Genomic DNA, 25,553 nt, shown 5'->3' on the forward strand with positions numbered 1-25,553 from the left:
GCCGGGCTCGCTTTCCTTGGTGTGGATAAGATGTAGGATAAGTCTGGGATAAGCGGTGGATGCCGGGCCACCGCAGCAGCCCGGCATCCGACCGATCAGAACAGCGGCGCGCCGGCCGGCGCGGGTGCCGAGGCCGGCGCGGGCGCCACCGGGGGCGGCATGTGGGCGGCTGGCGCTGCGGGAGCCGGTGCTGGAACCGGTGCCGCCGTCACCGGCGCAGCAGCCGCACCACCGCCGAGCGCTTCAGGCCGGTCAGTCCAGCCGATGATCTCGAACTGCGGCTGGTAGTTGGTGCCGTGCTTGTTGCCGATCGGCGTGACACCGACACAGCGCACCACGGGAAGCTGGCCGGTGGCGCTCTCGGGCGCCGCCACCCAGGCATCGTAGAGCGCGTTCATCGACTTGATCACGATGCTGGCAGTCGAGGTGAACTCGCGCAGACCCAGCAGGTTCTTCTCGGAGTAGAGGTCGAGCTGGAAGCCGCGCTTGAAGTCCTGGCCGGGGTTGGGCGCGGTTTCGGTGAACGACGGATCGATGACCTTTTCCGGCGCCACATTCGTGGTGAACTTGAACCAGCCGGTCTTGAGACTGGTCATGTCGAACACCGCCGTCATGTCGGTGACCTCGAACATCGGCTCGTCCTTGCCGTCCTTCTTGGTGTACCAGCGGCCGGCCTTGGCATTGAAGCCGACGTAGACCTTGAACACCTCGTCAGAGGTGACATTCATGAAACCCATTGTCCTGTTTCCTTGTTGCTTGGGGGTGCCGCGTGTCAGGCCTGCGGCGCGGCCTCGAGGGATTGACCCCAGATCTCTTCGGCCGCCGCTCGGGCAGCGGGGTCGTTCCAATAAAAGCTGTCGAAGTCGGGGGAGAGCGACCGGGTCAGCGCTGCGCCATCGTCCGACAGCGACAGGAACCGCTCGATCGACTGCGCAATGTTCACGACGCGATCGAGATGCGTGCGTGGATCCTCGAGCCGGTAGACGCCCATCTTCTGGGGCGTGACATAGGCGAAGCGGATCTCGGCATTGCCGTGGGCAGCATGGTAGATCGCGCCCTGGCGGGCATGGGGATCGGAGATCTTCGAGGACAGGCGCGCCTGGGTCTTGAGATCCACGATGATCCCGTGCTCGGGAAACCAGAAGTCGAGCCAGCCGATGAACGGCACCGGCACGCCGGGCAGCTGGACCTCGATGCGGTGTTGGCGGTTGCCATCGGCGGCTTCCGGGATCCCATATTGCCGCAGTTCAGCTAGCGCTATGGCGACAGCCGGCGCGATGTTGGCGCGCTCCTTCTCGACCGCGGGATCGGCAGAAAACGCCGTCAGCTGGTTGAACCGGCCAACAGCCGCCTCCTGGCAGGCCTCGACCGGTGCGGCGGGATCGAACAGTCCCATCTCGACACCGGCCTCGATGGCGGTCCCGCGGTGGGCGGCGGGGCCGACCATGGACCTGCGCCCCATCAGCTTCTGCATTGCCCACATAGCGGGCTGCGCCACGAACAGGTTGATCGAGGAGGCCGAGAGGTGATCGAGCCCGTGGCGTTCAAAGGCGCTGGCCATCACGCCACCTCCGCCAGTTCGATGCCGGCCAGTGGGCTGCGCGCACCAGGCGCCCTTGGCCGGGCGATCGCGACATAACTGTAGGTGTCAGGACCGAGCCGTTCCTGGATCAGGTGGACACAGCCCTTGTCCGCCGCCCAGCGGGCACGGGCCGCGAGGCGCTCAAGGGCGGCACGCTGCTTCTCGTCGAGGCGGCGCTTCGGACCGCGATCGAGATCCTTGGCGAGGAACCCGCGGTGATACTCGTAGCGGTCACCGCCCGCGGCATCGGCCAGCCAGGCACAGAACAGCAGTTCGTGCCCGATCTGTCGGCGCGCATTTGTTCGTGATATGTTCTGCATTATACCCTGCCTGAAGATTCGGTGGTGGAGCGATGGGAGGCGCGACCGCGCGGGGCCGGCTGGTAGTTTTCCATGAAGGCCCGGATGCGGGCTTCGGTGGCGGGCCACAGCCGGCGACCGGCGCGCAGCTGGGCCACGAGCTTCCAGTCGTTGGTGGCGCGGCGGCCGAAGTAGCTCTCGGCCATCTTGTGGGCCTTGAGGAAGGAATCGATCTCGTGAACGATGGGATGCGTCATACATCCTTTATTCCGGGATGAATCCAACTTCACAAGTAGGGCTGCGTCCCACAATTAAGATTGCGGGAAGCATCCCACAGTGTTACCCACAGCCGATGACCCAGACCCCGGCCTTCAACATCGCGTTCCTGCGCAAGATCCTCGAGGACGCGACCGCGCCTGATGCGAAGTGGAACTCTCGCTCGCTCTCGATGGCAGCGACCGGCGGCAAGAACCCCTACCTCGTGCGCGACATCATCAAGGGGAAGAGCACCAACCCGACGCTCGATACGCTGGTGGGTCTCGCCAGGGCGCTGGATATGGACATCTCGCAGATGATCCCGGCCGCCACCACGATCATGCACCGGGTCGGGGGTTCACAGCCGTTCGAGACGCTCGAGGTCGTGGGGGCTGTCGCTGCCGGCGTCTGGCGTGAAGAGACCACCTGGGGCGCAGAAGACCGATACTCCATCGAGGTGGGCCCCAATCCCTTCCCGGGCAGCGAGCGCTTCGCCCTGCGCATGGAAGGCTATTCCATGGACAAGGTGATCCCGCCGGGTTCGGATCTGGAGTGCCTGCGGGTCGCTTACGGCTATGTCGAGCCGCAACCCGGCGACATCGTCATCGTCCAGCGCGATCGCCACGACCTCCACGAGCTCACCTGCAAGCGTCTCGACCACGATGGGCAGAACTTTATCCTGCGTGGCGAGTCGACCCGGGCGGAGTTCCAGGAGCCGATCGTCATCGGCCGGCCAGATGAAAATCATGTCGGCGACAACGACATCACGATCATCGCCATTGTCCTGCGTGCGCACCAGAGTCTCTATACCCGGCGGCGGTGACAGGACCCGTTGTCAAGGGGGTTCGTGACACAAGACCGTTTTGACATGGGATATATCCATCAATATTCCTGAGCGAGACACCGGGAGCGAACCAGCGGTTCAGCGGCTCCCGGCCCTTCAGCCAGGAATGCCCGATGATTGCCCAGAGCCACCCCAACGCCCTCGCGCCAGACCAAATGACGCCCGATGCCCGGATCACCGAGTTGGGTCGCATCGTGGCCGCCGGCGTGCTGCGCATGCGCGAACAGTCCAGTCCTTTATCTGCGGGCGACGGAGATAGTTCACTTGGCTCATCCGCGACCAAGAGCGTCAGTCGTCCCCGGGCACGAGCCCGGATCGGAGGACGATGATGCACAAACAGGATGACAATGCGCAGGTGCTGGCCAGGCTGGCGGCGCTGAAGGAGATGTCGGTCAGGGAACTGAAGGCCGAATGGGAGAAGCTGTTCAGCAGCGAGGCACCCAACAACAGCCGCTCGTTCCTGGAACAACGGCTGGCCTACCGGATCCAGGAGCTGACCTTCGGCGGTCTGTCGAAGCCGGCGCGCCAGCTGCTTGATGCCCTGGCCGACGAGGTCGAGGGCAAGAAAGTCCGGAAATCGGTGATCAGCGACCCGCGCAACCCGGTGATCGGTACCCGGCTGGTGCGCGAATGGAACGGGGCCGAGCATGTCATCACGGTGCTGAAGGACGGGTTCGACTGGCAGGGGCGCCGCTACAAATCGCTGTCCGCCATCGCCCGCGACATCACCGGCACCCAGTGGAATGGCTACCGCTTCTTTGGCCTGCGGGAACGGAAGGACGCGGCATGAACAACACCACTTCACCGCGCCGCCTGCGCTGCGCCGTCTACACCCGCAAATCGAGCGAGGAAGGGTTGGACATGGAGTTCAACAGCCTCGATGCGCAGCGCGAGTCCTGCGAGGCCTATGTCGCCAGCCAGCGCGCCGAAGGCTGGGTTTGCATGCGCGAACGCTACGACGACGGCGGATATTCCGGCGGGTCGCTCGAACGCCCCGGCCTGAAGGCCCTGCTGGAAGACGTGGAGGCGGGGCTCGTCGACGTCATCGTTGTCTACAAGATCGACCGCCTGTCTCGCTCGCTGATGGACTTCGCCAAGCTGGTCGAGGCGTTCGACCGCAACAACGTGACCTTCGTGTCGGTGACGCAGGCGTTCAACACCACGACTTCGATGGGCCGGCTGACGCTGAACATCCTGCTCTCATTCGCCCAGTTCGAGCGCGAGGTCACCGGCGAGCGCATCCGTGACAAGTTCGCTGCCAGCCGCGCGAAAGGCATGTGGATGGGTGGGTTCGTGCCCATGGGCTACGATGTCGTCGACCGCAAGCTGGTGATCAACGAGGCTGAGGCCGCCACGGTGCGCCACATCTTCCAGCGGTTTGTCGAGCTGGGATCTGCGACCTTACTGACCCGGGAGCTGGTGGCGGGCGGCACCCTCAACAAGCGGGGCAAGCCGATCGACAAGGGGTTCCTGTACAAGCTGTTCCGCAACCGGCTTTATCTGGGAGAAGCCGTCCACAAGGGCACCAGTTATCCCGGCGAGCATCAGGCCATCATCACGCATGAACTGTGGGATCAGGTGCATGCCATCCTGCAGGAAAGCCCCCGGCAGCGCGCGGCCAACACCCGCACCCAGACCCCGGCGTTGCTCAAGGGGCTGATCTTCACCGATCGGGGCATCGCCATGACGCCGACGGTGACGAAAAAGGGCAGCCGCCATTACCGCTACTACACCTCGATGGATGCGATCCGGAACCGGGCCTGCGAAGGCCGCGACAGCTTTGTCCGTCTGAATGCCGGCATGGTGGAAACGGCCGTCGTCCAGCACATCCGGTCGCTGCTGCGCACGCCGGAAATCGCGGCGCGGGCGATGGAGGCTGCGCGCAGGACCGATCCCGACATGACCGAGAACGATGTGGTCACTGCGCTGTCGGGCTTTGATGGGCTGTGGGAGTCCCTGTTCCCGGCCGAGCAGGCCCGCATCGCCCGGCTGCTGATCGAGCGGGTCACGGTCAGCGCCGCTGGCCTTGCGGTTGACCTGCGCACCGAGGGCCTCGGATCGGTCATCCGTGAAATGGTCACACCAGAACGGAGACAAGCAGCATGAGCGCACCTACCACCATGCGGGTTTTCATCCCGCTCACCATCCGCAAGCGCAACGGGCGGCCGAAGATCGTCCCGCCAGCTAACATGGCGCCCGACAACGGCGGCGGGGTAGACCCGCATGTGCTGAAGGCGATCGCCAAGGCGTGGAGCTGGCGGCGGAAGCTGGAAAGCGGGGAAGCGGCGACGCTCGCAGACATTGCCAAGGCCGAGGATGTAACGCCCGCCTATGCCGGCCGGATGCTGAAGCTGGCCTATCTGGCGCCGCCCGTGCTGGAGAAGCTACTGATTGCGCGCGTCCCGCCGACAGTGCCGGTGAAAGAACTGGCCGCAGCGGCCGAGTTACCGTGGGGCGCGCAGGAAGCGGCTGTGTTTGGGTAATCCTGCGTCAGGCGGTGCCGAGCTTCTCGGTCACTTCAGAAACAGTCAGCACCTTGCCGGTCGACACAACCTTCTCGTCAATGACGAGCGCAGGCGTCGACATCACGCCGTAGGCCGCGATCTGTGCGTAGTCCGTGACCTTCACAATCTCCGCTGAGATCCCGGCCGCATCGGCGGCCGCCTTCGCATTCTCGCCCAGGGCGATGCACTTCTTGCAGCCTGAACCAAGGATTTTGATGATCATACCTGTCTCCAATTCAAAGTAACATGGGGCCAAAGGCGTTGAACACATAGCCAATCACGATGATGCCGGTCGCAACGATTCCTGCAAATAGCAGCAGAAGCGGCATTTTCACGACCCGCTTGAGCATGATCATGGACGGCAGAGACAAGGCAGTCACGGCCATCATGAAAGCCAGAGCGGTTCCGATGCCCACGCCTTTGCCGACCAATGCCTCTGCAATGGGAAGCGTGCCGAAAATGTCGGCGTACATCGGCATCCCGACCACCGTCGCGACGAGGACAGACCACCATTTGTCCTGCCCCAGCAGTGCGGAAATGAAGGCTTCTGGCACCCAGTTGTGAATGGCAGCGCCAATCCCGACGCCGATCAGTACGTAAATCCAGACCTTGCCGAAAATTTCGGCAACCTGATCCCGGGCGAAATCGAAGCGTTGGCGCCGGGTCAAATGGCCATCGTCGCTTTCCATGACCGGGCTGTTGAACACGAATGCCTCAACCTGCCCCTCCATCTTCATCCGGCTGATCAGTGTGCCGCCCAGAACGGCCAGCACAAGTCCAACCGCGACATAAGCCAGCGCGATCGTCCAGTTGAATACGCTGGCCAGCAGGATGACGGAGGCGAGGTCGACTAGCGGCGAGGAAATCAGAAAGGCAAAAGTTACGCCCAGCGGCAATCCCGCGCTCGTGAAGCCAATGAAAAGAGGGATCGACGAGCACGAGCAGAACGGCGTGATGGTGCCCAGCAGAGCCGCCATGATATTGGCGCCGAGACCTTTGCGCTCTCCAAGGATCCGGCGCGTGCGCTCTGGCGGAAAATAGCTTTGCACCCATGAGATCGTGAAGATCAGCACCCCGAGCAGGATGAAGATCTTGATGACGTCATAGATGAAGAAGTGGATGCTACCGCCAAGCCGTCCAGCAGGATCAAGCCCGAAGCCGTCCCGAACGAGCCAAGCGACCAGATCAGATAGCCACTGCATGCGCAGCAGCTGATCATTCAACCATGCGAATATCTCGGAAATGGCCTGCCCCCTTGGCGTGAGTGAACGCGTGCGGAGGCAGCGTCGATATTGGATGCGTCCACTATACGCATCGAGCGTCTCGATTATAAAGCGGGAATACTGGCAGGGTCGGGAGCGCTTCAGGTTGTGGATCGCCAGAACCGTCGTCCATGGAGCATACTGACGTGCAGAAATTCCTGGTATTCCTCGGGTCAGCCCGTGACAGCACGCCTCCACGCCCGGCCAGGCTTGGCCTGCGGGTTGCCCGGCAATGCGAGAAGCATCTTCAGGAAATGGGCCACGCCGTTGAATTGATCGATCCATTGTCGATCGAGCTTCCGGCCGCGTTCAAGCCCCACTTTGCCTATGCGAAGAGCGCCGCTCCGGAGGCTCTGGACGCTTTAGCTGCGAAGATAGAAGCTGCAGATGGCTATGTGATGGTCAGCCCTGAGTACAACCACTCCATGAGCCCGGCATTGGCGCATCTGCTGAACCACTTTGGCAGCTCGCTCTTTTCCTACAAGCCCAGCGCCATCGTGACCTATTCGGCCGGACAGTGGGGCGGTGCCCGCGCAGCGGTAAACATGCGCACCTTCCTGTCGGAACTGGGTTGTCTGCCGGTCTCGGCAATGATCCACCTGCCGAAAGCGCAGGATATCCTGAGCGAAACTGGGGATTTTGCCGAGGGCGTCGATGCCGCGGCCTGGCAAGAGTATTTCGGTCGGACCCTTGCGCAGTTGGAATGGTGGGCTGCAGCCGCAGGGGCGCAGCGGGCCGAAGAAGGCATACCAGCCGCAGCACCTGCGTTCAGCCGCGATCCTTCACAGCGGAATGCGCCCTGAAGAAATCGGGCTCTTGCCTCTAGGTTTCGCCTTCCATTCGATGCTGCTGGAAATATCAATTGACGGGATATGGCTGGTATAACTATTCGAAAGAATTGGAAGGATCGAATCGCGATGACTGATGTGAACGTTCAGGTATGGGCAGTTGATGCGCTTGGCGCGTTGGCGCACGAAACGCGATTGTCGGTATTCCGCATGCTGGTGAAGGCAGGCCCGGAAGGCATGATCGCTGGCGCCATCGCTGAACATCAAGGCGTTCCGCCGTCCACCATGTCGCATCACCTTGCTACACTGGAACGGGCAGGCCTTGTTCAGTCCGAGCGTGAGAGCCGCCTGATCCATTACCGCGCCGATTTTGCCGGCATGCGTCGTCTGCTCGCATTTCTGATGCAGGACTGCTGCCAGGGTGCGCCTGAAATGTGCGCCGACCTGCTTGGCGGCCTCACCTGCAATGCCGCTCAACCTATGACCGCCTGAGGCCTCACATGTCCGAGAAGATTTACAACGTCCTTTTCCTTTGTACTGGCAACAGTGCCCGCTCGATCCTTGGCGAAGCGGTGATGAACAAGCTCGGCGCAGGTCGCTTCAAAGCCTACAGCGCAGGAAGCCAGCCCAAGGGCGAGGTCCACCCGATGGCGCTCTCGGTGCTGAACGGAATGGGCTACGACACCACCGGCATGTACTCGAAGAGCTGGAACGAGTTCTCCAAGCCCGGGTCGCCCGAGTTCGATTTCATCTTCACGGTTTGCGACAGCGCCGCAGGTGAAACCTGTCCGGTCTGGATCGGCCATCCGATGACCGCGCACTGGGGCATCGAGGATCCAGCAGCTGTTGAGGGCGAAGGCCAGCGCGACGCTTTCCTTCAGGCCTTGCGCTATCTGACGAACCGCATCTCACTGTTTCTGACGCTGCCGCATTCCAGCATCGACGAGATGGCGATGAAGCAGAAGCTCAAGGAAATCGGCCGGGCCGAAGGCGCCAGCGGTGGAGCAAGCACATGAACACCGACATCATCATCTATCACAACCCGGAATGCGGCACTTCGCGCAACGCTCTGGCCATGATCCGCAATGCCGGGATTGAGCCGCATGTCGTGGAATATCTGAAGACGCCGCCTTCGCGTGCCTTGCTTGAAAGCCTGATTGCACGGGCTGGCATCTCGCCGCGCGCGCTGCTGCGTGAAAAGGGCACACCCTATGCCGAACTGGGTCTCGACAATCCGGACCTCTCCAATGCGCAGCTGGTCGATGCGATGATGGCGCATCCGATCCTGATCAACCGCCCGCTGGTTGTCTCGCCGCTCGGCGTGAAGCTGTGCCGGCCCTCGGAAGAGGTGCTCGATCTGATCCCGGCGCAGCAGCGCGGTGCCTTTGCCAAGGAAGACGGCGAACAGGTCATCGATGCCGCCGGCAACCGCATCCCTGGCTGAAGAGGAAAGACCGTGACCGAACAGTCCAAGCGCGAACGCCTGTCGTTCCTCGATCGTTATCTGACCCTGTGGATATTCCTGGCCATGGCGCTGGGCGTTGCTTTGGGGTCGATTTTCGATTGGCTCCCCGGGGCGATCGACAGCCTCTCCTGGGGCACGACGAACATTCCCATCGCCGTGGGCCTGATCCTGATGATGTACCCGCCGCTTGCGCGTGTGCGCTACGAGGAACTGCCGCGGGTGTTCGAGGACAAGCGGGTGCTGGCGATCTCGCTGATCCAGAACTGGATCATCGGGCCGGTGCTGATGTTCGCGCTCGCGGTCATCTTCCTCAGCGACAAGCCGGAATACATGACCGGCTTGATCCTGATCGGCCTTGCACGTTGCATCGCCATGGTCATTGTCTGGAACCAGCTGGCGAAGGGCGACAACCAGTATGTCGCGGCTCTCGTGGCGTTCAACTCGGTGTTCCAGATCCTGTTCTTCAGCGTCTACGCGTGGTTCTTCCTCGCCTTCCTGCCGCCGTTGTTCGGCCTTGAAGGCAGCGTCATCCACGTCAGCTTCTGGACCATCGCCGAGGCCGTGTTGATCTATCTCGGCATCCCGTTCCTGGCCGGCTACCTCACCCGCAAATGGCTGGCGAAGGCCAAAGGTGATGAGTGGTATGAAAAGACCTTTCTGCCCAAGATCGGCCCGGTCACGCTGATCGCGCTGCTGTTCACCATCGCCGCCATGTTCAGCCTCAAGGGCAACGAGATCGTGACTTTGCCGGGCGACACGATCCGCATTGCCATCCCGCTTACCATCTACTTCGTCGTCCAGTTCTCCATCAGCTTCTTCATGGGCAAGCTGATTGCCAGCGATTACCCGCGCACGACCGCCGTGGCGTTCACCGCAGCGGGCAACAATTTCGAGCTGGCGATTGCGGTGGCCATCGCGGCCTTCGGGCTAGCCTCGCCGGTTGCCTTCGCCGCCGTCATCGGCCCGCTGGTCGAGGTTCCGGTGCTCATCCTGCTGGTCAACGTCGCCTTCTGGTTCGGACGCCGCTGGTTTCCTGAATCTGTCCCGACGGAGGCTCGCGCATGACCAAGCCCGTTTATCCACGCCTGCGCCCGCTTGCCGATCCCGAGTATCTGCCGGCCCTCAGGCCAGAATATGTTCATCGGCGCCCAGCGCTCGGTCTGGGCAAACTTGATCCACCACCGCGCGTCCTGCTTCTCTACGGTTCCCTGCGCGAGCGGTCCTATTCGCGGCTTGCGGTTGAAGAGGCTGCACGCCTGCTCCAGTTCTTCGGTTGCGAGACGCGGATCTTTGATCCGTCTGACCTGCCGCTGCCTGATCAGTTTCAGGATGATGACCATCCGGCGGTTCACGAACTACGTGAATATTCTCTGTGGTCGGAAGCGCAGGTCTGGTGCAGCCCGGAGCGGCACGGTCAGATCACCGGGATCATGAAGGCCCAGATCGACCACCTTCCGCTCGCCTATAAAGGCCTGCGGCCAACCCAGGGGCGCGCCCTTGCTGTCATGCAGGTCTGTGCGGGATCGCAAAGCTTCAACAGCGTCAACACGCTGCGGATCCTCGGACGCTGGATGCGTATGTTCACCATTCCCAACCAGTCCTCCGTGGCCAAGGCCTATGAAGAGTTCGACGAAGCCGGCCGAATGAAGCCGTCGAGCTACTACGACCGGATCGTGGACGTGATAGAAGAATTGGTTCGCTTCACGGTCCTGCTGCGTCCGCACGCTGACCAGCTCGTCGACAGGTATTCGGAGCGCAAGGATCGCAACGAGCCCGTTGATACGCATGTGGAGGCCGCAGGATTGGCTAAAGCCACATAATGCAACGCTGAATCAGTCTGTTTCTAAAGGCATGAACATTCGCGAAAAATAGCCGGGTATCACCCTGTCTTGCGGATACCTCGGATTCTCACATCGCTTTGGGTGCCGGGTTTGCCCTGAAAAGGTATAGACGTGTGCGAGGCAGAAAAGCCCAGAAATGCGTCATTTCCGAGACCTATACCTTCCACGGCAAGGTTTAGGCGAAAAGAGACGAAAGGCGATCAGAGACCCATTTCGGCGTATCTGGCAGTCTCTTGGGTTTAGGTGCCAACGGCAAAACGGCGCGGAAGCTGGGGATTTTCTGGCCCCAGAAGGCCCATCTCATTGATTCGCATTGAGATGTTGGCGGAGAGGGTGGGATTCGAACCCACGGTACCGTTGCCGGCACGCCGCATTTCGAGTGCGGTGCTTTCGACCTCTCAGCCACCTCTCCGCTGAAAGACGGGCGCCAAATCGGCGTCGCCCGGTCGATGTGGAGGGGCCATTAACCTAGGCTTTCGATATGTGCAAGCGATCTGCTTGTGACTTTTTCATTTCTTCCTAAATTACGTTCATGAACGAACCGCTTGCCCTTGTCGAAACCCAGGAAACAAAGCCCGCAGCGCCGATGATCGCCCATGCGCGTTTTTCAATCGGCGATGTCGTGCGGCACCGGCTGCACGATTTTCGCGGTGTCGTTTTCGACATCGACCCCGTCTTTGCGAACAGCGAGGAATGGTATCAGGCGATTCCCGAGACCAGCCGTCCGCGCAAGGATCAGCCCTTTTACCACCTGCTCGCCGAAAATGCCGATCGCAGCTATATCGCCTATGTCAGCCAGCAAAATCTGATCTCGGACGACAGCACCGAGCCGGTCGAGCACCCCGCCCTGTCGGGCCTGTTCGATGGATATGCGGGCGGGCGCTACACTCTGAAACGCCTTCACCGCCACTGATCCCGGCATCTTGCCCGGCCACCGTCAACGCGCCAGCGCGGCGCGGTTGACGGCCGACCGGGCATGGAGGATGAGGCAGGAATGGCGTGCGAGACCCTCCTCCTTTTCGGCGCGACGGGTGACCTTGCCCGCCGCATGCTGCTGCCGTCGCTGTTCGTGCTGCACGCCGACGGACTGGTGCCCGATTGCCTGCAGATCGTGGGCACCGCGCGTAGCATGCTTTCGGATGCCGAGTGGCGCACGATGGCGCGCCAGGCGTTGGCGCAGTTCCTGCCGCCCGACCGAATCGATGACGCCCAGATTACGAGCTTTGTCGAACGCCTGCGTTATCAGCCGCTCGATGCGTCGCAGCCGGAAGGGTTCGCTGCACTGGCCGACAAGATCGGCGATTCGCCGCGCGGCATTGCCATTTTCCTGTCGACTGCACCGCAATTGTTCGAACCGACCATTGCCGGGCTGAAGGCGGCTGGCCTTACGGGCGAAAATGTCCGGATTGGGCTGGAAAAGCCGCTGGGCAGGGATCTCGCGTCCAGCCGCGCGATCAACGATGCGGTCGCCTCCGCCTTTCCCGAGGAGCGCACCTTCCGCATCGATCATTATCTAGGCAAGGAAACCGTCCAGAACCTGCTCGCGCTGCGCTTTGCCAATATGATGTTCGAGCCGCTGTGGAACGCCAACGGCATCGATCATGTCCAGATTACCGTTTCGGAAACCGTGGGGCTTGAGGGCCGGATCGACTTCTACGACGAGGCCGGTGCGCTGCGCGACATGGTGCAGAACCATATGCTCCAGCTGCTCGCGCTGGTCGCGATGGAGCCGCCCGCAAGCTTCGACGCAACTGCGATCCGTGATGAAAAGGTGAAGGTGCTGCGTTCGCTGCGCCGGATCGATGCCGACAGCGCGCCGTCGCACAGCGTGATCGGGCAATATGCCCCCGGCGCCAGCCGCGGCGAAGCGGTTCCCGGCTATACCGACGAACTGGGCAAGGCTTCGCACACAGAGACCTTCGTCGCGCTGAAGGCGCATGTGGATAACTGGCGCTGGCAGGGGGTTCCCTTCTACCTGCGCACCGGCAAGCGCCTGCCCAGCCGGCAATCGGAAATCTTCATCCAGTTCAAGCAGGTGCCTTATTCGATTTTCGCCAAGCGCGGCGGGCGGTTAAAGGCGAACAAGCTCGTCATCCGGCTGCAACCCGAAGAATATATCCGCCTGCTGGTGATGGCGAAGGAACCCGGAATGGACCGCGAGGGGATCACCCTGCGCGAGGTGCCGCTGGACCTCTCGCTCACCCATGCCTTTGCCGGCGCGCGCAAGCGGATCGCCTATGAGCGCCTGTTGCTCGACCTGATCGAGGGGGACCCGACGCTGTTCGTCCGCCGCGACGAGGTGGAGGCACAGTGGGAATGGATCGACGCGATCCGCGCAGGCTGGACCGCGAATCAGATGGAACCAAAACCTTATGGCGCTGGCAGCTGGGGCCCCTCAGCCGCCATCGCGCTGACCGAAAGAGACGGAGTAAGCTGGCATGATTGAAGCCGAATTCTGGGATTATGAAGATGAGGACGAATGGGCTGAGGCGGTTGCCGGCGACATCGCGTTCATCATCGAAAGCGCACTGGATGCGCGCGGGCAGGCGCTTGTCGCCTTTCCGGGGGGCACGACGCCGCTGCCCGTATTCGCCAAACTGGCGGAAAAGAAGCTGCGCTGGAAGGGCGTGACGATCATTCCGACCGACGACCGGCTGGTCGCCGTCGACAGCCCGATGAGCAACATCGCCTCCATCGCCCGCGCCTTCTTGCCGCTGGGCGCACGCGTGCTGCCGATCGGCACCGAGAACAAGGACTACAAGCTCGCCGGCAACGCCGCCGATGCGCGGTTGCAGGATCTGCACTGGCCGATCGACCTTGTCTGGCTGGGCGTGGGGGCTGATGGCCATACCGCCTCGATCTTTGCCGGCCCCGATCTGGACGAGGCGCTGAACGGCCCCAAGGCGCGCCGCGCGATCGGCGTGATGCCCGATCCAATGCCCAAGGACGCCCCCGTCGCCCGCGTCACGCTGACGCGCGCGTCGATCCTGTCGGCACGCACGATCGTGATCGCGATCCAGGGTGCCGACAAGCGCAAGGTGCTGGAACGCGCGATCGAGGACGGGCCAAGCTCGACCGTTCCGGTGGGTCGCGTGCTGGCCGAAGCCGAGCAGCCGATCGACATCCACTGGCTGGACGCCTGACGCCCAGCCCCATCAGGGCAGAACCATGACGCTCCATCCCGAAATCGCCGCCGTTACCGATCGGATCATTTCCCGTTCGAAACAGGGGCGCTCGGCCTATCTGGAGCTGATTGCACGGGAAAGGGACAGGGGCGTTGACCGCCCCACCCTTTCCTGTGGCAACCTGGCGCACGGCTTTGCCGCAGCGGGCGACGACAAGGCCGCGATCCGCACGGGCCGCGCGATGAACATCGGCATCGTCACCGCCTATAACGACATGCTCTCGGCCCATCAGCCTTACGCCCGCTACCCCGAGCAGATGAAGCTCTTTGCCCGCGAACGCGGTGCGACTGCACAGGTTGCGGGCGGCGTGCCGGCCATGTGCGACGGCGTGACGCAGGGCCAGCGCGGCATGGAATTGTCGCTGTTCAGCCGCGACACCATCGCCATGAGCACCGCGATCGCGCTGAGCCACGGGATGTTCGAAAGCGCGGCCCTACTCGGCATATGCGACAAGATTGTGCCGGGGCTGCTGATCGGCGCGCTGCGCTTCGGGCACCTGCCCATGGTGCTGGTGCCCGCCGGCCCCATGCCATCGGGCATTTCCAACAAGGAAAAACAGCGCGTCCGCCAGCTTTATGCCGAGGGCAAGGCCAGCCGAGACGAGTTGCTGGAGGCCGAGGCCGCAAGCTATCACACCGCGGGCACCTGCACCTTTTACGGCACCGCCAATTCGAACCAGATGATGATGGAGGTGATGGGGCTCCACGTCCCCGGTGCGGCCTTCATCCATCCCGGCACCAAGCTGCGGCAGGAACTGACGCGGGCGGCCGTGCATCGGCTGACCGAGATCGGCTCGGATAGCGGCGATTACCGGCCGCTCGGCCAATGCATCGATGAAAAGGCGATCGTGAATGCGGCGATCGGGTTGCTGGCCACGGGCGGATCGACCAACCACGCCATCCACCTGCCCGCCATTGCGCGCGCCGCGGGGATCACCATCGATTGGGAGGATCTGGACCGGCTGTCGGCCGTCGTGCCGCTGATCGCGCGCGTCTACCCCAATGGCGCGGGCGATGTGAACCAGTTCCACGAGGCAGGCGGGATGGCCTTCGCGATCCGCGAACTGCTGGATGCCGGCCTGCTCCACCGCGATCTGCTGACGATCTGGACCGGCGGGCTCACCCCCTATGCCCGCACGCCGGCGCTCGATGGCGACGCGCTGTCCTATGTCGATGCGCCGGTGGAAACGCTGGACGACACGATGCTCCAGCCGGTGGCCACGCCCTTTCGCCCCGATGGTGGCATGCGGTTGCTCAAGGGCAATATCGGCCGCGCGGTGATCAAGACCAGCGCGGTGGACCGCGAACGCTGGACGATCGAGGCGCCTGCGCGCGTCTTTGCCGATCAGGAGGAAGTGCTCGCCGCCTTCCGCGCGGGCGAACTTGACCGGGACGTGGTGGTGGTGGTGCGCTTTCAGGGGCCACAGGCGAACGGCATGCCCGAACTGCATCAACTGACGCCCGCGCTCGGCGTGCTGCAGGATCGTGGGCACCGTGTCGCGCTGCTCACCGATGGGCGCATGTCGGGCGCGTCGGGCAAGGTGCCCGCCGCCATCCATGTAACACCCGAGGCCGAGGCCGGTGGAGCCATCGCCTCCTTGCGCGATGGGGACATGGTGCGCGTCTGCGCCGTCACCGGTGTGATCGCCGCCCTGGTTGACGCCGCCGAATGGAGCACGCGCACCGCCGCTCCACCGCCGCCGCATGCCCACGGCACAGGGCGCGAATTATTTGCCATGATGCGCCGCGGCGCCGACGATGCCGAGCGCGGCGGATCGGCTATGCTGGCACTGGCAGGATTGTGAGGAACCGACGATGAACCCCATCGAAACCATCATGCGCACCGGCCCGGTCATCCCGGTTCTGGTGATCGACGACCTTGCCCATGCCCGCCCGATTGCCGAGGCGCTGGTGGCTGGCGGCCTCAGCATCTTGGAAGTGACGCTACGCACGCCGTGCGCGCTTGAAGCGATCCGCGAGATGAGCGCTGTGGATGGCGCGATCGTTGGCGCAGGCACCGTGCTCAATCCCGGCGATCTGCAGGCCGCGATCAACGCGGGCGCACAGTTCGTCGTTTCCCCGGGCCTCACCGAACCGCTGGGGCATGCCGCAATCGAAAGCCGCATCCCCTTCCTGCCCGGCATCGCCAATGCGGGCGACATCATGCGCGGGCTCGACATGGGGCTGTCGCATTTCAAGTTCTTCCCCGCAATGGCGAGCGGCGGCACGCCGACGCTGAAGAGCCTGGCCCCGGTGTTCGCGGACTGCACCTTCTGCCCCACGGGCGGCATCACCGCCGCGAACGCACCCGAATGGCTGGCGATCCCGCAGGTCGCCTGTGTCGGCGGCAGCTGGATCGTCCTGCGCGGCGCGCCCGATGCGCAGGCCATCACAGCCGCCGCCCGCGAGGCCGCCGCGCTTTCCGGATGAGGGGTAATACGCCCTTGCAAAGCCCCGGAATTTGCCGGAAAGCCTGAACCAAATCCCCCATTCCGACGAAAGGAAAACCCGCGCCATGAAAACCCGCGCCGCCGTCGCATTCGAGGCGAAAAAGCCGCTCGAAATCGTCGAACTCGACCTGGAAGGCCCCAAGCCCGGCGAAGTGCTGGTCGAGATCATGGCGACGGGCATCTGCCACACCGACGCCTATACACTGGACGGGTTCGACAGCGAGGGGATCTTCCCCTCCGTCCTCGGCCATGAAGGGGCCGGCATCGTGCGCGAAGTGGGCGCGGGCGTGACGAGCGTGAAGCCCGGCGATCATGTGATCCCGCTCTACACCCCCGAATGCCGCCAGTGCAAAAGCTGCCTTTCAGGCAAGACCAACCTGTGCACCGCGATCCGCGCGACGCAGGGCAAGGGCCTGATGCCCGACGGCACGACGCGCTTTTCGTACAAGGGTCAGCCGATCTACCATTATATGGGCTGCTCGACCTTTTCGAACTTCACCGTCCTGCCCGAAATCGCGGTCGCCAAGATCCGCGAGGACGCCCCCTTCGACAAAAGCTGCTATATCGGGTGCGGCGTGACGACGGGCGTGGGCGCGGTGATCAACACCGCCAAGGTGGAACCGGGTTCGAACGTGATCGTGTTCGGGCTGGGCGGTATCGGCCTCAACGTCATCCAGGCGGCCAAGCTGGTTGGCGCGGACAAGATCGTCGGCGTCGATCTCAACGACGAGAAGGCCGAATGGGGCCGTCGTTTTGGCATGACCGATTTCGTCAACCCGCTGAAGGTGGACGGCGATATCGTCCAGCATCTCGTAGCCCTCACCGATGGCGGCGCCGACTACACGTTCGACTGCACCGGCAACACCGATGTGATGCGCACCGCGCTTGAAGCCTGCCACCGCGGCTGGGGCGTGTCGGTGGTGATCGGCGTGGCCGAGGCGGGCAAGGAAATCTCGACCCGTCCGTTCCAGCTGGTCACCGGCCGCGTCTGGAAGGGGTCTGCCTTTGGCGGTGCCAAGGGCCGTACCGACGTGCCCAAGATCGTCGACTGGTATATGAACGGGAAGATCCAGATCGATCCGATGATCACCCATGTGCTGAGCCTCGAGGAAATCAACAAGGGGTTCGACCTGATGCACAAGGGCAAGAGCATCCGTTCGGTCGTGGTGTTCTGAGCAAGCAACGCACAACAAGCAGCAAGGAGAGGATGCCATGTTTTCGCATGTAATGCTGGGCGCGGACGACGTTGAAAAATCCAAGGCGTTCTACGACGCCACGCTGGGCACGCTGGGCGCAAAGCCCGGCATGGTCGATGACAAGGGCCGGGTGATCTACAACCATAACGGCGCACTGTTCATGCTGACCAAGCCGATCAACGGCGAGGCGGCCTCTTATGCCAATGGCGGCACGATCGGCTTTGCCGCATCCTCCCCCGCCGAAATCGACGCCTGGCATGCCGCGGGCGTCGCCAATGGCGGCACCACCTGCGAAGACCCGCCGGGCGTGCGCGAAGGCGCTTTCGGTAAGCTCTATCTCGCCTATCTGCGCGATCCCGCCGGTAACAAGCTGTGCGGCCTACACTGGATCAAGGACTGATCATGGCGCTCGCCACGGTCTCGACGAACAAGGGTTTTGGAGGCGTGCAGGGCGTGTATCGGCACGCCTCCACCGAAACCGGCACCGACATGACCTTTGCGGTCTATGTCCCGCCCCATGAAGCGGGCGCGAAACTGCCGGTGCTCTGGTATCTTTCGGGACTGACCTGCACCCACGCCAATGTCATGGAAAAGGGTGAATATCGCCGCGCCTGCGCCGAGCGCGGGATCATCTTCATCGCACCCGACACCAGCCCGCGCGGCGATACCGTGCCCGATGACGAAAGCTATGATTTCGGCAAGGGCGCGGGCTTCTATGTCGATGCCACACTGCGCCCCTGGGTAAATAACTTCCGCATGTATTCGTACATCACGCGCGAACTGCCTGCGCTGATTGCCGAGCATTTTCCCGTCGACATGGCGCGCCAGGGCATCACCGGCCATTCGATGGGCGGGCACGGCGCGCTCACCATCGCGCTCAACCATCCCGATCGGTTCCGGAGCGTATCGGCCTTTGCGCCCATCGCCTCGCCGATGAACTGCCCATGGGGCGAAAAGGCGCTGACCCGCTATCTCGACGCCGGCCGTGCGGCATGGCGGCGCCACGACGCGACGGCGCTGATCGAGGACGGCGCACGGGTGAGCGAGATTCTGGTCGATCAGGGTGATGCCGATCCTTTTCTGGCCGAGCAGTTGAAACCCGAATTGCTGCAATCGGCGTGCGACGCCGCGGGCATTCCGCTGACGCTGCGCATGCAGCCCGGATATGATCACAGCTATTATTTCATCTCGACCTTCATGGACGATCACATCCACTGGCACGCCGACCGGCTGGCCTGAAACGACGAACACCGCAGCGCTTGCCAAGCGGGCGCTGCGGACGTCACAAGGCAGAGATGGACACCCTGCCCCCCCGCCCCCGTTATCTGAGCCTTGACGCGCTGCGCGGCATCGCGGTGATGGGCATATTGGCGATGAACATCATCGTCTTCGCCATGCCCGAATTCGCCTATGTCAATCCGCGCGTCTGGGGTGGCACCAGTCCGGCGGACATCGCCGCATGGGCCACCGCCTATGTGCTGGTGGACGGCAAGATGCGCGGGCTGTTCTCATTGCTGTTCGGCGCGAGCATGCTGATCGTGATCGATGCCGCCGAGGCGCGCGGCGCCGACGGCCCCCAGTTGCACCTGCGCCGCATGGGATGGCTGCTCGTCTTCGGGCTTGCCCATTATTATCTGATCTGGTTCGGCGACATATTGACGCTGTACGCCGTGATCGGGTCGTTCGCCTTCCTCGCCCGGCACGGCAGTGCGGGCCAGTTGATACGCTGGGGCGTGCTCAGCCTCATCATCGGCTTCCTGATCCTTGCGGCCATCAGCATTTCGATCCTGATGACCGCGAGCGCCGCGACCGCCCCGCATGCGGGCGTCGAGGCGGGCAATGCCTATAAGGCGATGATCTCCGGCCTCGGCGTGCCCGGCATGGCCAGCACCGCGACCGAACTTTCGGTTTACCGGTCGGGCTATGCCGATATCCTGGCCTACCGCATGGGCGAGCGCGCATCGGGGCCACTCTTGATGGTGCTCCTGTCCGGCTGTGAAGCGCTGGGGCTGATGCTGATGGGCATGGGGCTGTGCAAGAGCGGTTTCCTTACCGGCATGCGTTCCCGCGCGTCCTACGCCCGCACGGCAGCCATATGCTACATGATCGGCCTGCCGCCGACGATGCTGCTTGCCTTTTGGTGCATCACCAGCGGCTTTGATCCGATCGTCACCTTCAACGCCACTTTCACCTGGTCGATCCCCTCTCGCATCATCCTGACGCTGGCACACGCGTCCGCTGCACTGTGGCTGATCGACCGGTTCGCGGGCAGCAGGATGATCGCGCGCATCGCCGCCGCCGGGCGCGCGGCGTTCAGCAACTATCTGGGCACCAGCATCGTGATGACGACGATCTTCTACGGCTATGGCCTGGGGCTGTTCGGCGAGGTTTCGCGGGCCCAGGCCTATTTGTTCGTTGCCGGAGGCTGCGTGGTCATGCTTGCATGGTCCAAACCATGGCTCGACCGATTCGCCTATGGGCCTCTCGAATGGCTGTGGCGGTCGCTGGCGCGGGGCGGACCGCAGGAAATGCGAAAACGACGAACCGCCGAATAAACCTATTGCGATACATTATCATTATACGTATCTCTCCAGTGTCAGTGGAGGATTCGTCAGTGGTTGTCTGCCTTTGCAACGCAATTCGGGAAAAGGATCTGCGCGACACCGTGCGCAACGGTGGCGGACATAATACGTGCAGCGCCTATGCCGCGCTCGGCCGCCGAACCCGGTGCGGACAGTGCATTCCGTTTGCGCAAAGCATTATCAAATCCGAGCTTGCGACCGCCTGACAATAGCGCGAGTTACCAGCGTAAAAACCCCGGAAAATCAGCAGTTTTCCGGCTTTCCTGTAAAGCTTTGACCGCGTATAATCCCGCGATCAGTAAAGGAGTTTTACAGTGAAGGGCGATACCAAGGTCATCGAATATCTGAATGAGGCTCTGAAGAACGAGCTCACGGCGGTGAACCAGTATTGGCTTCATTATCGCCTGCTCGACAATTGGGGCATCAGCCGCCTCGCAGACTTCGAGCGTCATGAATCCATCGACGAGATGAAGCACGCCGACAAGCTTGCCGAGCGCATCCTTTTCCTCGACGGTCTTCCCAACTTCCAGCTTCTCGGCCGCCTCAAGATCGGTGAGAATGTGGAAGAGATCCTGAAGGCCGATATCGAGCTGGAGAATGAAGCCATTCCCCTGCTGCGCGAAGGCATCGCGCACTGCGAAAGCGTGCGTGACTATGTCAGCCGCGACCTGCTGGCCGCCATTCTCGAGAGCGAGGAAGAACATGTCGACATGCTCGAAAAGCAGTTCGACATGATCGCGCGCATGGGCCTGCAGAACTATATCCAGCTTCAGTCGAAACCGACCGAGGACTGATCCGCGCTTCACCGCCCAAATGGGCGGAAATGCGATACGGCAGCGGGCCCGTCGAGGCCCGCTGCCGCTACCCCCTTCCCCCAGGGGTTTTGTTACTCAGATAAAGTTATCCACAGCCTGTAATTGGGCTTTCCGAGGCGCCAGGCTTTCTCAAAACGGGTCGATATCCTGATGGCCCATCGCGCCGCGCCGGCCAAAGCCCTGCCGCCGCTCCACCAGCGGATTGCATTCGCGATCGAACAGCCCAAGCGTCTTGTCGAACACCTGCCGCAGGGCAACGACTTGCGGGATGAGATGACCGGGCACTTCGCGCGTTTCGACACAGCGGCGCGCTGCCCCTTCAATCTCTTCGGCGAGCTCGGCGAGCGGCCCTGCGCCAAAGAGGCGGGATTCCCCCTTCAGCCGATGCGCCGGCAGCACCATCGCGGCGGCATCGCCGGCACGCAGCGCCTGTTCGACCCGCGCGACCGATTCGGCACCATCCTCGCGGAAATAGCCAAGAATGCGGATAAACCCGGCGCCAAGCTCCTGACGCGCCGCAGTAAATATTTTCCAGTCGACCAAAATCTGTTCGTCTTCGACCACGCGCCGCCATCCCTTTCCCGCTGCCCGCGCCACAAACCTATGGCAGACAGCGTAAACAGGGCGTTACGCGGGCGCGCTGATTTCGAAGCCGGCGCCGATATCGGTTTGTACAGGCAGCACGGCCCAGCCGCACTCCTGCGCCAGCGCAGCGATTTCACCGGGCGCGATAGGGTCGTCCGCCACGATCCGCACCAGCGCCGGGGACGGCGCCTCCCGCATCGCCCGCGCGAGCCGAACGACGGGCCAGGGGCACCGCATCCCGCGCGCGTCGACGAGCGGGATGCCGATCACTTGTTGCCGTAGGGGTTCTTGGGCGCACGCATCGTAAGGCGCACCGGCACCGCACCGAAACCCAGTTCGCGGCGGATACCGTTCACCAGATAGCGGCGATAGCTTTCGGGCAACTGATCGACGCGTGTGCCGAACAGGATGAAGCCCGGCGGGCGCGTCTTGGCCTGGGTGACATAGCGCAGCTTGATCCGTCGACCGCCCGGTGCTGGCGGCGGATTCGCCTCGATCGCGCGTTCGAACCAGCGGTTGAGCTGACCGGTGGTCACGCGCTTCGACCAGGCCTCGCGCGTTTCAAAGGCGGCATCGATCAGCTGATCGATCCCCTTGCCCGTGGCGGCCGAGACCGCGATCAGCGGCACGCCGCGCACCTGGGCCAATCCATCGTCCAGCGCCTTGCGGACGCCCTGGAAGAGGCTCGAGGGTTCTTCAGCAACGTCCCACTTGTTGAGCGCGATGATCAGCGCACGCCCTTCTTCCAGCACGCGGTCGGCGATGCGCAGATCCTGCGACTCAAGCCCAAGCGTCGCATCGAGCAGCAGCACGACGACCTCGGCGAAGTCGACGGCGCGCAGCGCATCGGCAACCGAAAGCTTTTCCAGCTTTTCCTGCACCTTCGCCTTTTTGCGCATCCCCGCCGTATCGATGAGGCGGACGGGACGGCCATTCCAGTCGAGATCGATCGCGATGGAATCGCGCGTGATCCCGGCCTCGGGCCCGGTGATCATCCGGTCCTCGCCAAGGATACGATTGACCAGTGTCGACTTGCCGGCATTGGGGCGGCCAACAATGGCGAGCTTCAGCGGCCCGTTCTCGGCCTCCTCTTCCTCGTCCTCGAGATCTTCCTCGCCTTCCTTCTCGATATGCGGAAGCAGTGCCTCGAAAAGATCGGCGATGCCCTCGCCATGCTCGGCGCTGAACTGGACGGGATCGCCAAAGCCAAGCTCGAGCGATTCGAGCACGCCGGCTTCGGCGGCGCGGCCTTCGGCCTTGTTCGCCATGAGCACGACCGGCGTCGTCGATCCACGCAGGAAGCGCGCGATTTCCGCATCGAGCGGCACCACGCCGGCGCGCGCATCGATCAGGAACAGCGCGACATCGGCATTGGCAACCGCAGCCTCGGTCTGAACACGCATGCGCCCGGGCAGGCTCTGCGGATCCTCATCCTCGAAGCCCGCCGTGTCGATCACGCGGAATTCGAGGCCGAGGAGCGAAGCATCGCCCTCACGCCGATCGCGCGTAACGCCAGGACGATCATCCACCAGCGCGAGCTTCTTGCCCACGAGACGGTTGAACAAAGTCGATTTGCCCACATTGGGCCGCCCGACAATGGCGACAACGGGCAATCTCTTGGCCATCTGGCCTTTCTCCACAAAAGACTTGGAGCATGACCCGGTTCGTCAGAACCGCGCCATGCTCCGGAACATTCCAGTTATCTGGACCTTCGGGGCCGGCGGATCAACCACCGCACCCCGAAAAGGATCAGCGCCAGGCGGTCAGCCGGCCGCTGTCATCCAGCACGTAAAGCGTGTTGTTCGCCACGATGGGCGGCAGCGTCACAGGCGCCTTCAACTCCTGCGTGCCCTGCACCGTGCCATCGGTGGCCGAGACGTTGACCATCTCCCCCTCGTTGCTGACGAGCACGAGGCGGTTGCCCGCAAGGACGGGGCCCTGCCAGGCGATCGGGCCTTCCTTCTTCTTTTCCTTGCGATAGCGCGGAAGCTGGGTCAGCCACTTCACCTTGCCGCTGACGCGCGAAAGGCAGAGCAGCTTGGCCTCGTCGGTAACGACAAACAGCCATTCCCCGGCAACCCAGGGCGTCTGGATGCCCGCAAGGTTGATTTCCCAGAGGCGCTGACCGGTGACGAGCTCGAGCGACACCATGCGCCCGCCCTGCCCGACCGCAAAGACGCGGCCCTGATCGATCACCGGATCGGCGTCGATATCGCTGAGCGAGGCAACCGAAGTGGAAATGCTGGTCCGCGCGAGCGCATCCTGCCACACTTCCTGGCCATTTTCGTAACGATAGGCGCTGAGTTCGCCCGAGCTATAACCCGCAACCACGGTGCCCTGCGCAATCGCCGGGCTGGCGACGCCAAAGACGCCTGCGGTTTCAAGCGTGCCTGCACGGCTCCATTCGAGATTGCCGTCGCTCTGACGCATCGCGAAAACCTGATTGTCCTGGCTCATCACATAGACATTGCCATTGCCAACACCCGGTGCACCGCGCAGCGGACCACCGGGGCGCTTCTTCCAAAGCTGCGCGCCGGTTTCGGCGTTGTACGCCGCAACATCGCCCAGCCCGTTGGTGGCGTAGAGCGTGCCGGAATCATAGCTGACGCCGCCGCCGAAGAGCAGGCCGACATTGCCGGTGAGTTCACCCGAAAGCCAGCTGCGGCCACCCGCCGTATCCTTTTCGTCGCCAATCTGGATGCTCCAGAGCTTGGCGCCGCTATCGGCGTTGAATGCGGTGAGCTTGGCGCGGCTGTCGACCACATAGACCTTGCCGTCCGCAACAATCGGTGCGGAGGCGAGACGTGCGGTCTTGCTGCTGCCCTCGATCGTGGCGCTCCACGCGGGCGCGATCGCGGCACCGAGCGAAAGGTGGCCCATCGCCTTCGATGCGCTGCCGCCCGGCTGGGTCCAGCTGGGGTTGGTGAGCGGAGCGGGCAATACCACCGCAACATCGGCGAGCGCCGGATCCACCTCGACACCCGTTTCGGCGCTCAACACCGGAATGCGCTTTCCTACAGTCGGTGTCTTCGGCTTCTTGTCGTCGCCGCCGCCACCAAGAACAGCGCAGCCGCTCACCAGCATGGCGGCGGCCGTTACCAACAATGCGCTACGCATCAATTTCATTGCTTGTCTTCCCCACGCGACTGATCGACAGCGTCAACCCCCAATACGCCTGCCATCTGCACGGCGCGTGAACGGATCGATTCGGGCACGGTCTGGTCCTGTGCGATTTCACCGAACAGCTTGCCCGCCTGGTCGGGCTTGTTCTGGGCGAGATAGGCGGCGGCAACCATTTCGCCGGCGCTGCCGAACCATGGGTTGCCCTTCACCGCCAGCGGCTTCAGGCGTTCGATCACCTGTTCAGGCTTCAGGCTGTCATATTCGGTTGCGGTCTGGCGAACGAGCGCGAGATCGCGGAACGGCTTGGCCACCTTGGCATCGTCCGCCACTTTCTTATAGGCAGCAGCAGCCGCCTTGGTGTCCCCCGCCTGCAGCTTGAGGCTGGCCAGCGTCAGTTCGGCGGTGGCGCGGTAGCCATCGCCGCCTTCAGCCGAGATCTTGGACAGGCGGGCTTCCGCGCCCTCGGTCTTGCCCGATTCCAGATCGTGCAGAACCTGACTCAGTTCCTCGCCCTGTGCCTCGGCCTTCTTGCCCTGCTCATGGTTCCACCAGAGCCAGCCACCAAAGGCCGCCAGCGCGACCAAGATCGCGATAATGAGCGGAATGCCCCAGCGCGTGCCGAAACGCTGAAGCTGGTCGCGACGAAGTTCTTCATCAACCTCGCGCAGAAAGGCTTCGTTCGTCGGGGGCTTGGATGCCAAGTTCAATCTCCGGTCAGTAAAATCGGCGGGACCCTAATGCATGGCGCGAAAAACGGAAACGCTTTTCAGCCGCTGGC

32 protein-coding genes and 1 tRNA gene are annotated in these 25,553 nt (G+C 63.0%); 21 read left to right on the forward strand and 12 right to left on the reverse strand.

Going from position 1 to position 25,553, the window contains the following annotated elements:
* Nucleotides 1-95: 95 nt before the first annotated feature.
* From QYC26_RS05195 to QYC26_RS05210, 4 genes are read right to left on the reverse strand one after another with little or no spacing between them, the layout of a single operon-like run.
* Nucleotides 96-737, reverse strand: a complete 642-nt coding sequence (locus QYC26_RS05195) for a hypothetical protein (protein ID WP_317514337.1) — start codon at nt 735-737, stop codon at nt 96-98.
* 35 nt (nt 738-772) lie between these two features.
* On the reverse strand, nt 773-1,561 hold the full coding sequence (locus QYC26_RS05200) for a PD-(D/E)XK nuclease family protein (protein ID WP_317514338.1): 789 nt from the start codon (nt 1,559-1,561) through the stop codon (nt 773-775).
* Nucleotides 1,561-1,902 carry a hypothetical protein gene (locus QYC26_RS05205; protein ID WP_317514339.1) on the reverse strand — a complete coding sequence of 114 codons (342 nt, stop codon included), beginning with the start codon at nt 1,900-1,902 and terminating at the stop codon, nt 1,561-1,563. The genes QYC26_RS05200 and QYC26_RS05205 overlap by 1 nt, the downstream gene beginning before the upstream one ends.
* Nucleotides 1,902-2,138 (reverse strand): hypothetical protein, encoded by a 237-nt coding sequence (locus tag QYC26_RS05210; protein WP_317514340.1) that lies wholly within the window; start codon nt 2,136-2,138, stop codon nt 1,902-1,904. The genes QYC26_RS05205 and QYC26_RS05210 overlap by 1 nt, the downstream gene beginning before the upstream one ends.
* A gap of 95 nt (nt 2,139-2,233) precedes the next feature.
* Between QYC26_RS05210 and QYC26_RS05215 the strand changes: the two genes are divergently transcribed.
* The 4 genes from QYC26_RS05215 to QYC26_RS05230 all read left to right on the forward strand — a co-directional run bounded on the left by QYC26_RS05215 (nt 2,234) and on the right by QYC26_RS05230 (nt 5,463).
* The gene (locus QYC26_RS05215; RefSeq protein WP_317514341.1) at nt 2,234-2,959 is read left to right on the forward strand and encodes a S24 family peptidase; all 726 of its coding nucleotides are present in this window, start codon (nt 2,234-2,236) and stop codon (nt 2,957-2,959) included.
* Nucleotides 2,960-3,305: 346 nt separating this feature from the next.
* On the forward strand, nt 3,306-3,770 hold the full coding sequence (locus QYC26_RS05220) for a DUF2924 domain-containing protein (RefSeq protein ID WP_317514342.1): 465 nt from the start codon (nt 3,306-3,308) through the stop codon (nt 3,768-3,770).
* Nucleotides 3,767-5,086: a recombinase family protein gene (locus QYC26_RS05225; RefSeq protein ID WP_317514343.1), complete on the forward strand. Its 1,320-nt coding sequence runs from the start codon at nt 3,767-3,769 to the stop codon at nt 5,084-5,086. Before QYC26_RS05220 ends, QYC26_RS05225 begins: the two co-directional genes overlap by 4 nt.
* Nucleotides 5,083-5,463, forward strand: coding sequence for a hypothetical protein (locus QYC26_RS05230; protein WP_317514344.1), 381 nt, complete (start codon nt 5,083-5,085; stop codon nt 5,461-5,463). Before QYC26_RS05225 ends, QYC26_RS05230 begins: the two co-directional genes overlap by 4 nt.
* Before the next feature lie 7 nt (nt 5,464-5,470).
* Here the strand turns inward: QYC26_RS05230 and QYC26_RS05235 are convergent, their stop codons facing one another.
* Nucleotides 5,471-5,707, reverse strand: a complete 237-nt coding sequence (locus QYC26_RS05235; protein ID WP_317514345.1) for a thioredoxin family protein — start codon at nt 5,705-5,707, stop codon at nt 5,471-5,473.
* 13 nt (nt 5,708-5,720) lie between these two features.
* Complete coding sequence (locus tag QYC26_RS05240) at nt 5,721-6,707, reverse strand: permease (protein WP_317514346.1); 987 nt, start codon at nt 6,705-6,707, stop codon at nt 5,721-5,723.
* A gap of 185 nt (nt 6,708-6,892) precedes the next feature.
* Between QYC26_RS05240 and QYC26_RS05245 the strand changes: the two genes are divergently transcribed.
* From QYC26_RS05245 to arsH, 6 genes are all read left to right on the forward strand, one after another.
* Nucleotides 6,893-7,549 carry an NAD(P)H-dependent oxidoreductase gene (locus QYC26_RS05245; RefSeq protein ID WP_317514347.1) on the forward strand — a complete coding sequence of 219 codons (657 nt, stop codon included), beginning with the start codon at nt 6,893-6,895 and terminating at the stop codon, nt 7,547-7,549.
* A 114-nt stretch (nt 7,550-7,663) separates the two neighbouring features.
* The gene (locus tag QYC26_RS05250) at nt 7,664-8,026 is read left to right on the forward strand and encodes a metalloregulator ArsR/SmtB family transcription factor (RefSeq protein ID WP_317514348.1); all 363 of its coding nucleotides are present in this window, start codon (nt 7,664-7,666) and stop codon (nt 8,024-8,026) included.
* 8 nt (nt 8,027-8,034) lie between these two features.
* On the forward strand, nt 8,035-8,550 hold the full coding sequence (locus QYC26_RS05255) for an arsenate reductase ArsC (RefSeq protein ID WP_317514349.1): 516 nt from the start codon (nt 8,035-8,037) through the stop codon (nt 8,548-8,550).
* Complete coding sequence (gene arsC, locus QYC26_RS05260) at nt 8,547-8,978, forward strand: arsenate reductase (glutaredoxin) (RefSeq protein ID WP_317514350.1); 432 nt, start codon at nt 8,547-8,549, stop codon at nt 8,976-8,978. Before QYC26_RS05255 ends, arsC begins: the two co-directional genes overlap by 4 nt.
* Before the next feature lie 12 nt (nt 8,979-8,990).
* Complete coding sequence (gene arsB, locus QYC26_RS05265; RefSeq protein ID WP_317514351.1) at nt 8,991-10,064, forward strand: ACR3 family arsenite efflux transporter; 1,074 nt, start codon at nt 8,991-8,993, stop codon at nt 10,062-10,064.
* The gene (gene arsH, locus QYC26_RS05270; protein ID WP_317514352.1) at nt 10,061-10,819 is read left to right on the forward strand and encodes an arsenical resistance protein ArsH; all 759 of its coding nucleotides are present in this window, start codon (nt 10,061-10,063) and stop codon (nt 10,817-10,819) included. Before arsB ends, arsH begins: the two co-directional genes overlap by 4 nt.
* 343 nt (nt 10,820-11,162) lie before the next feature.
* On the opposite strand, the gene QYC26_RS05275 is transcribed toward arsH, so the two are convergent.
* A tRNA-Ser gene (locus tag QYC26_RS05275) sits at nt 11,163-11,252 on the reverse strand.
* 120 nt (nt 11,253-11,372) lie between these two features.
* On the opposite strand from QYC26_RS05275, the gene hspQ reads away from it, so the two are divergent.
* The 11 genes from hspQ (at nt 11,373) to bfr (ending at nt 21,046) form a co-directional block, all read left to right on the forward strand.
* The gene (gene hspQ, locus QYC26_RS05280) at nt 11,373-11,753 is read left to right on the forward strand and encodes a heat shock protein HspQ (RefSeq protein ID WP_317514353.1); all 381 of its coding nucleotides are present in this window, start codon (nt 11,373-11,375) and stop codon (nt 11,751-11,753) included.
* Nucleotides 11,754-11,834: 81 nt separating this feature from the next.
* Nucleotides 11,835-13,286: a glucose-6-phosphate dehydrogenase gene (gene zwf, locus QYC26_RS05285; protein WP_317514354.1), complete on the forward strand. Its 1,452-nt coding sequence runs from the start codon at nt 11,835-11,837 to the stop codon at nt 13,284-13,286.
* Nucleotides 13,279-13,983, forward strand: coding sequence for a 6-phosphogluconolactonase (gene pgl / locus QYC26_RS05290; RefSeq protein WP_317514355.1), 705 nt, complete (start codon nt 13,279-13,281; stop codon nt 13,981-13,983). The genes zwf and pgl overlap by 8 nt, the downstream gene beginning before the upstream one ends.
* A gap of 25 nt (nt 13,984-14,008) precedes the next feature.
* Nucleotides 14,009-15,829, forward strand: coding sequence for a phosphogluconate dehydratase (gene edd / locus QYC26_RS05295; protein ID WP_317514356.1), 1,821 nt, complete (start codon nt 14,009-14,011; stop codon nt 15,827-15,829).
* A gap of 10 nt (nt 15,830-15,839) precedes the next feature.
* Nucleotides 15,840-16,454, forward strand: coding sequence for a bifunctional 4-hydroxy-2-oxoglutarate aldolase/2-dehydro-3-deoxy-phosphogluconate aldolase (eda, locus tag QYC26_RS05300; RefSeq protein ID WP_317514357.1), 615 nt, complete (start codon nt 15,840-15,842; stop codon nt 16,452-16,454).
* 85 nt (nt 16,455-16,539) lie between these two features.
* Complete coding sequence (locus QYC26_RS05305) at nt 16,540-17,649, forward strand: S-(hydroxymethyl)glutathione dehydrogenase/class III alcohol dehydrogenase (protein WP_317514358.1); 1,110 nt, start codon at nt 16,540-16,542, stop codon at nt 17,647-17,649.
* 37 nt (nt 17,650-17,686) lie between these two features.
* Nucleotides 17,687-18,070 (forward strand): VOC family protein, encoded by a 384-nt coding sequence (locus QYC26_RS05310; RefSeq protein ID WP_317514359.1) that lies wholly within the window; start codon nt 17,687-17,689, stop codon nt 18,068-18,070.
* A gap of 2 nt (nt 18,071-18,072) precedes the next feature.
* Nucleotides 18,073-18,909: an S-formylglutathione hydrolase gene (gene fghA / locus QYC26_RS05315; protein ID WP_317514360.1), complete on the forward strand. Its 837-nt coding sequence runs from the start codon at nt 18,073-18,075 to the stop codon at nt 18,907-18,909.
* Between the two features lie 56 nt (nt 18,910-18,965).
* Entirely contained in the window at nt 18,966-20,225 is a 1,260-nt protein-coding gene (locus tag QYC26_RS05320; protein WP_317514361.1) for a DUF418 domain-containing protein, read from the forward strand.
* On the forward strand, nt 20,159-20,458 hold the full coding sequence (locus tag QYC26_RS16785; RefSeq protein WP_411197629.1) for a bacterioferritin-associated ferredoxin: 300 nt from the start codon (nt 20,159-20,161) through the stop codon (nt 20,456-20,458). Before QYC26_RS05320 ends, QYC26_RS16785 begins: the two co-directional genes overlap by 67 nt.
* Nucleotides 20,459-20,566: 108 nt before the next feature.
* Nucleotides 20,567-21,046 (forward strand): bacterioferritin, encoded by a 480-nt coding sequence (gene bfr, locus QYC26_RS05330; RefSeq protein ID WP_317514363.1) that lies wholly within the window; start codon nt 20,567-20,569, stop codon nt 21,044-21,046.
* Between the two features lie 150 nt (nt 21,047-21,196).
* Here bfr and QYC26_RS05335 read toward each other — a convergent pair whose 3' ends face one another.
* The 5 genes from QYC26_RS05335 to QYC26_RS05355 form a co-directional block, all read right to left on the reverse strand.
* Nucleotides 21,197-21,631, reverse strand: a complete 435-nt coding sequence (locus QYC26_RS05335; protein ID WP_317514364.1) for an Hpt domain-containing protein — start codon at nt 21,629-21,631, stop codon at nt 21,197-21,199.
* A gap of 63 nt (nt 21,632-21,694) precedes the next feature.
* The gene (locus QYC26_RS05340; RefSeq protein ID WP_317514998.1) at nt 21,695-21,919 is read right to left on the reverse strand and encodes a sulfurtransferase TusA family protein; all 225 of its coding nucleotides are present in this window, start codon (nt 21,917-21,919) and stop codon (nt 21,695-21,697) included.
* On the reverse strand, nt 21,919-23,277 hold the full coding sequence (gene der, locus QYC26_RS05345) for a ribosome biogenesis GTPase Der (protein ID WP_317514365.1): 1,359 nt from the start codon (nt 23,275-23,277) through the stop codon (nt 21,919-21,921). The genes QYC26_RS05340 and der overlap by 1 nt, the downstream gene beginning before the upstream one ends.
* 124 nt (nt 23,278-23,401) lie before the next feature.
* Complete coding sequence (locus QYC26_RS05350; protein WP_317514366.1) at nt 23,402-24,769, reverse strand: PQQ-binding-like beta-propeller repeat protein; 1,368 nt, start codon at nt 24,767-24,769, stop codon at nt 23,402-23,404.
* Nucleotides 24,770-24,774: 5 nt separating this feature from the next.
* Nucleotides 24,775-25,476 (reverse strand): tetratricopeptide repeat protein, encoded by a 702-nt coding sequence (locus QYC26_RS05355; protein WP_317514367.1) that lies wholly within the window; start codon nt 25,474-25,476, stop codon nt 24,775-24,777.
* Between the last annotated feature and the right edge of the window lie 77 nt (nt 25,477-25,553).

Source organism: Sphingomonas sp. C3-2, assembly GCF_033025475.1.
GTDB lineage: Bacteria > Pseudomonadota > Alphaproteobacteria > Sphingomonadales > Sphingomonadaceae > Sphingobium_A.

Bases quoted from the DNA above. Each gene is read 5' to 3' on its own strand.
- QYC26_RS05310 (WP_317514359.1), top strand. From the start codon at position 17,687: ATGTTTTCGCATGTAATGCTGGGCGCGGACGACGTTGAAAAATCCAAG.
- QYC26_RS05235 (WP_317514345.1), bottom strand. From the start codon at position 5,707: ATGATCATCAAAATCCTTGGTTCAGGCTGCAAGAAGTGCATCGCCCTG.
- QYC26_RS05250 (WP_317514348.1), top strand. From the start codon at position 7,664: ATGACTGATGTGAACGTTCAGGTATGGGCAGTTGATGCGCTTGGCGCG.
- QYC26_RS05195 (WP_317514337.1), bottom strand. From the start codon at position 737: ATGGGTTTCATGAATGTCACCTCTGACGAGGTGTTCAAGGTCTACGTC.
- QYC26_RS05210 (WP_317514340.1), bottom strand. From the start codon at position 2,138: ATGACGCATCCCATCGTTCACGAGATCGATTCCTTCCTCAAGGCCCAC.
- QYC26_RS05205 (WP_317514339.1), bottom strand. From the start codon at position 1,902: ATGCAGAACATATCACGAACAAATGCGCGCCGACAGATCGGGCACGAA.
- fghA (WP_317514360.1), top strand. From the start codon at position 18,073: ATGGCGCTCGCCACGGTCTCGACGAACAAGGGTTTTGGAGGCGTGCAG.
- zwf (WP_317514354.1), top strand. From the start codon at position 11,835: ATGGCGTGCGAGACCCTCCTCCTTTTCGGCGCGACGGGTGACCTTGCC.
- QYC26_RS05215 (WP_317514341.1), top strand. From the start codon at position 2,234: ATGACCCAGACCCCGGCCTTCAACATCGCGTTCCTGCGCAAGATCCTC.
- hspQ (WP_317514353.1), top strand. From the start codon at position 11,373: ATGAACGAACCGCTTGCCCTTGTCGAAACCCAGGAAACAAAGCCCGCA.
- QYC26_RS05305 (WP_317514358.1), top strand. From the start codon at position 16,540: ATGAAAACCCGCGCCGCCGTCGCATTCGAGGCGAAAAAGCCGCTCGAA.
- QYC26_RS05350 (WP_317514366.1), bottom strand. From the start codon at position 24,769: ATGCGTAGCGCATTGTTGGTAACGGCCGCCGCCATGCTGGTGAGCGGC.
- eda (WP_317514357.1), top strand. From the start codon at position 15,840: ATGAACCCCATCGAAACCATCATGCGCACCGGCCCGGTCATCCCGGTT.
- QYC26_RS05220 (WP_317514342.1), top strand. From the start codon at position 3,306: ATGATGCACAAACAGGATGACAATGCGCAGGTGCTGGCCAGGCTGGCG.
- arsH (WP_317514352.1), top strand. From the start codon at position 10,061: ATGACCAAGCCCGTTTATCCACGCCTGCGCCCGCTTGCCGATCCCGAG.
- QYC26_RS05200 (WP_317514338.1), bottom strand. From the start codon at position 1,561: ATGGCCAGCGCCTTTGAACGCCACGGGCTCGATCACCTCTCGGCCTCC.
- QYC26_RS16785 (WP_411197629.1), top strand. From the start codon at position 20,159: ATGGCTGTGGCGGTCGCTGGCGCGGGGCGGACCGCAGGAAATGCGAAA.
- QYC26_RS05255 (WP_317514349.1), top strand. From the start codon at position 8,035: ATGTCCGAGAAGATTTACAACGTCCTTTTCCTTTGTACTGGCAACAGT.
- der (WP_317514365.1), bottom strand. From the start codon at position 23,277: ATGGCCAAGAGATTGCCCGTTGTCGCCATTGTCGGGCGGCCCAATGTG.
- QYC26_RS05320 (WP_317514361.1), top strand. From the start codon at position 18,966: ATGGACACCCTGCCCCCCCGCCCCCGTTATCTGAGCCTTGACGCGCTG.
- arsC (WP_317514350.1), top strand. From the start codon at position 8,547: ATGAACACCGACATCATCATCTATCACAACCCGGAATGCGGCACTTCG.
- pgl (WP_317514355.1), top strand. From the start codon at position 13,279: ATGATTGAAGCCGAATTCTGGGATTATGAAGATGAGGACGAATGGGCT.
- QYC26_RS05230 (WP_317514344.1), top strand. From the start codon at position 5,083: ATGAGCGCACCTACCACCATGCGGGTTTTCATCCCGCTCACCATCCGC.
- edd (WP_317514356.1), top strand. From the start codon at position 14,009: ATGACGCTCCATCCCGAAATCGCCGCCGTTACCGATCGGATCATTTCC.
- QYC26_RS05225 (WP_317514343.1), top strand. From the start codon at position 3,767: ATGAACAACACCACTTCACCGCGCCGCCTGCGCTGCGCCGTCTACACC.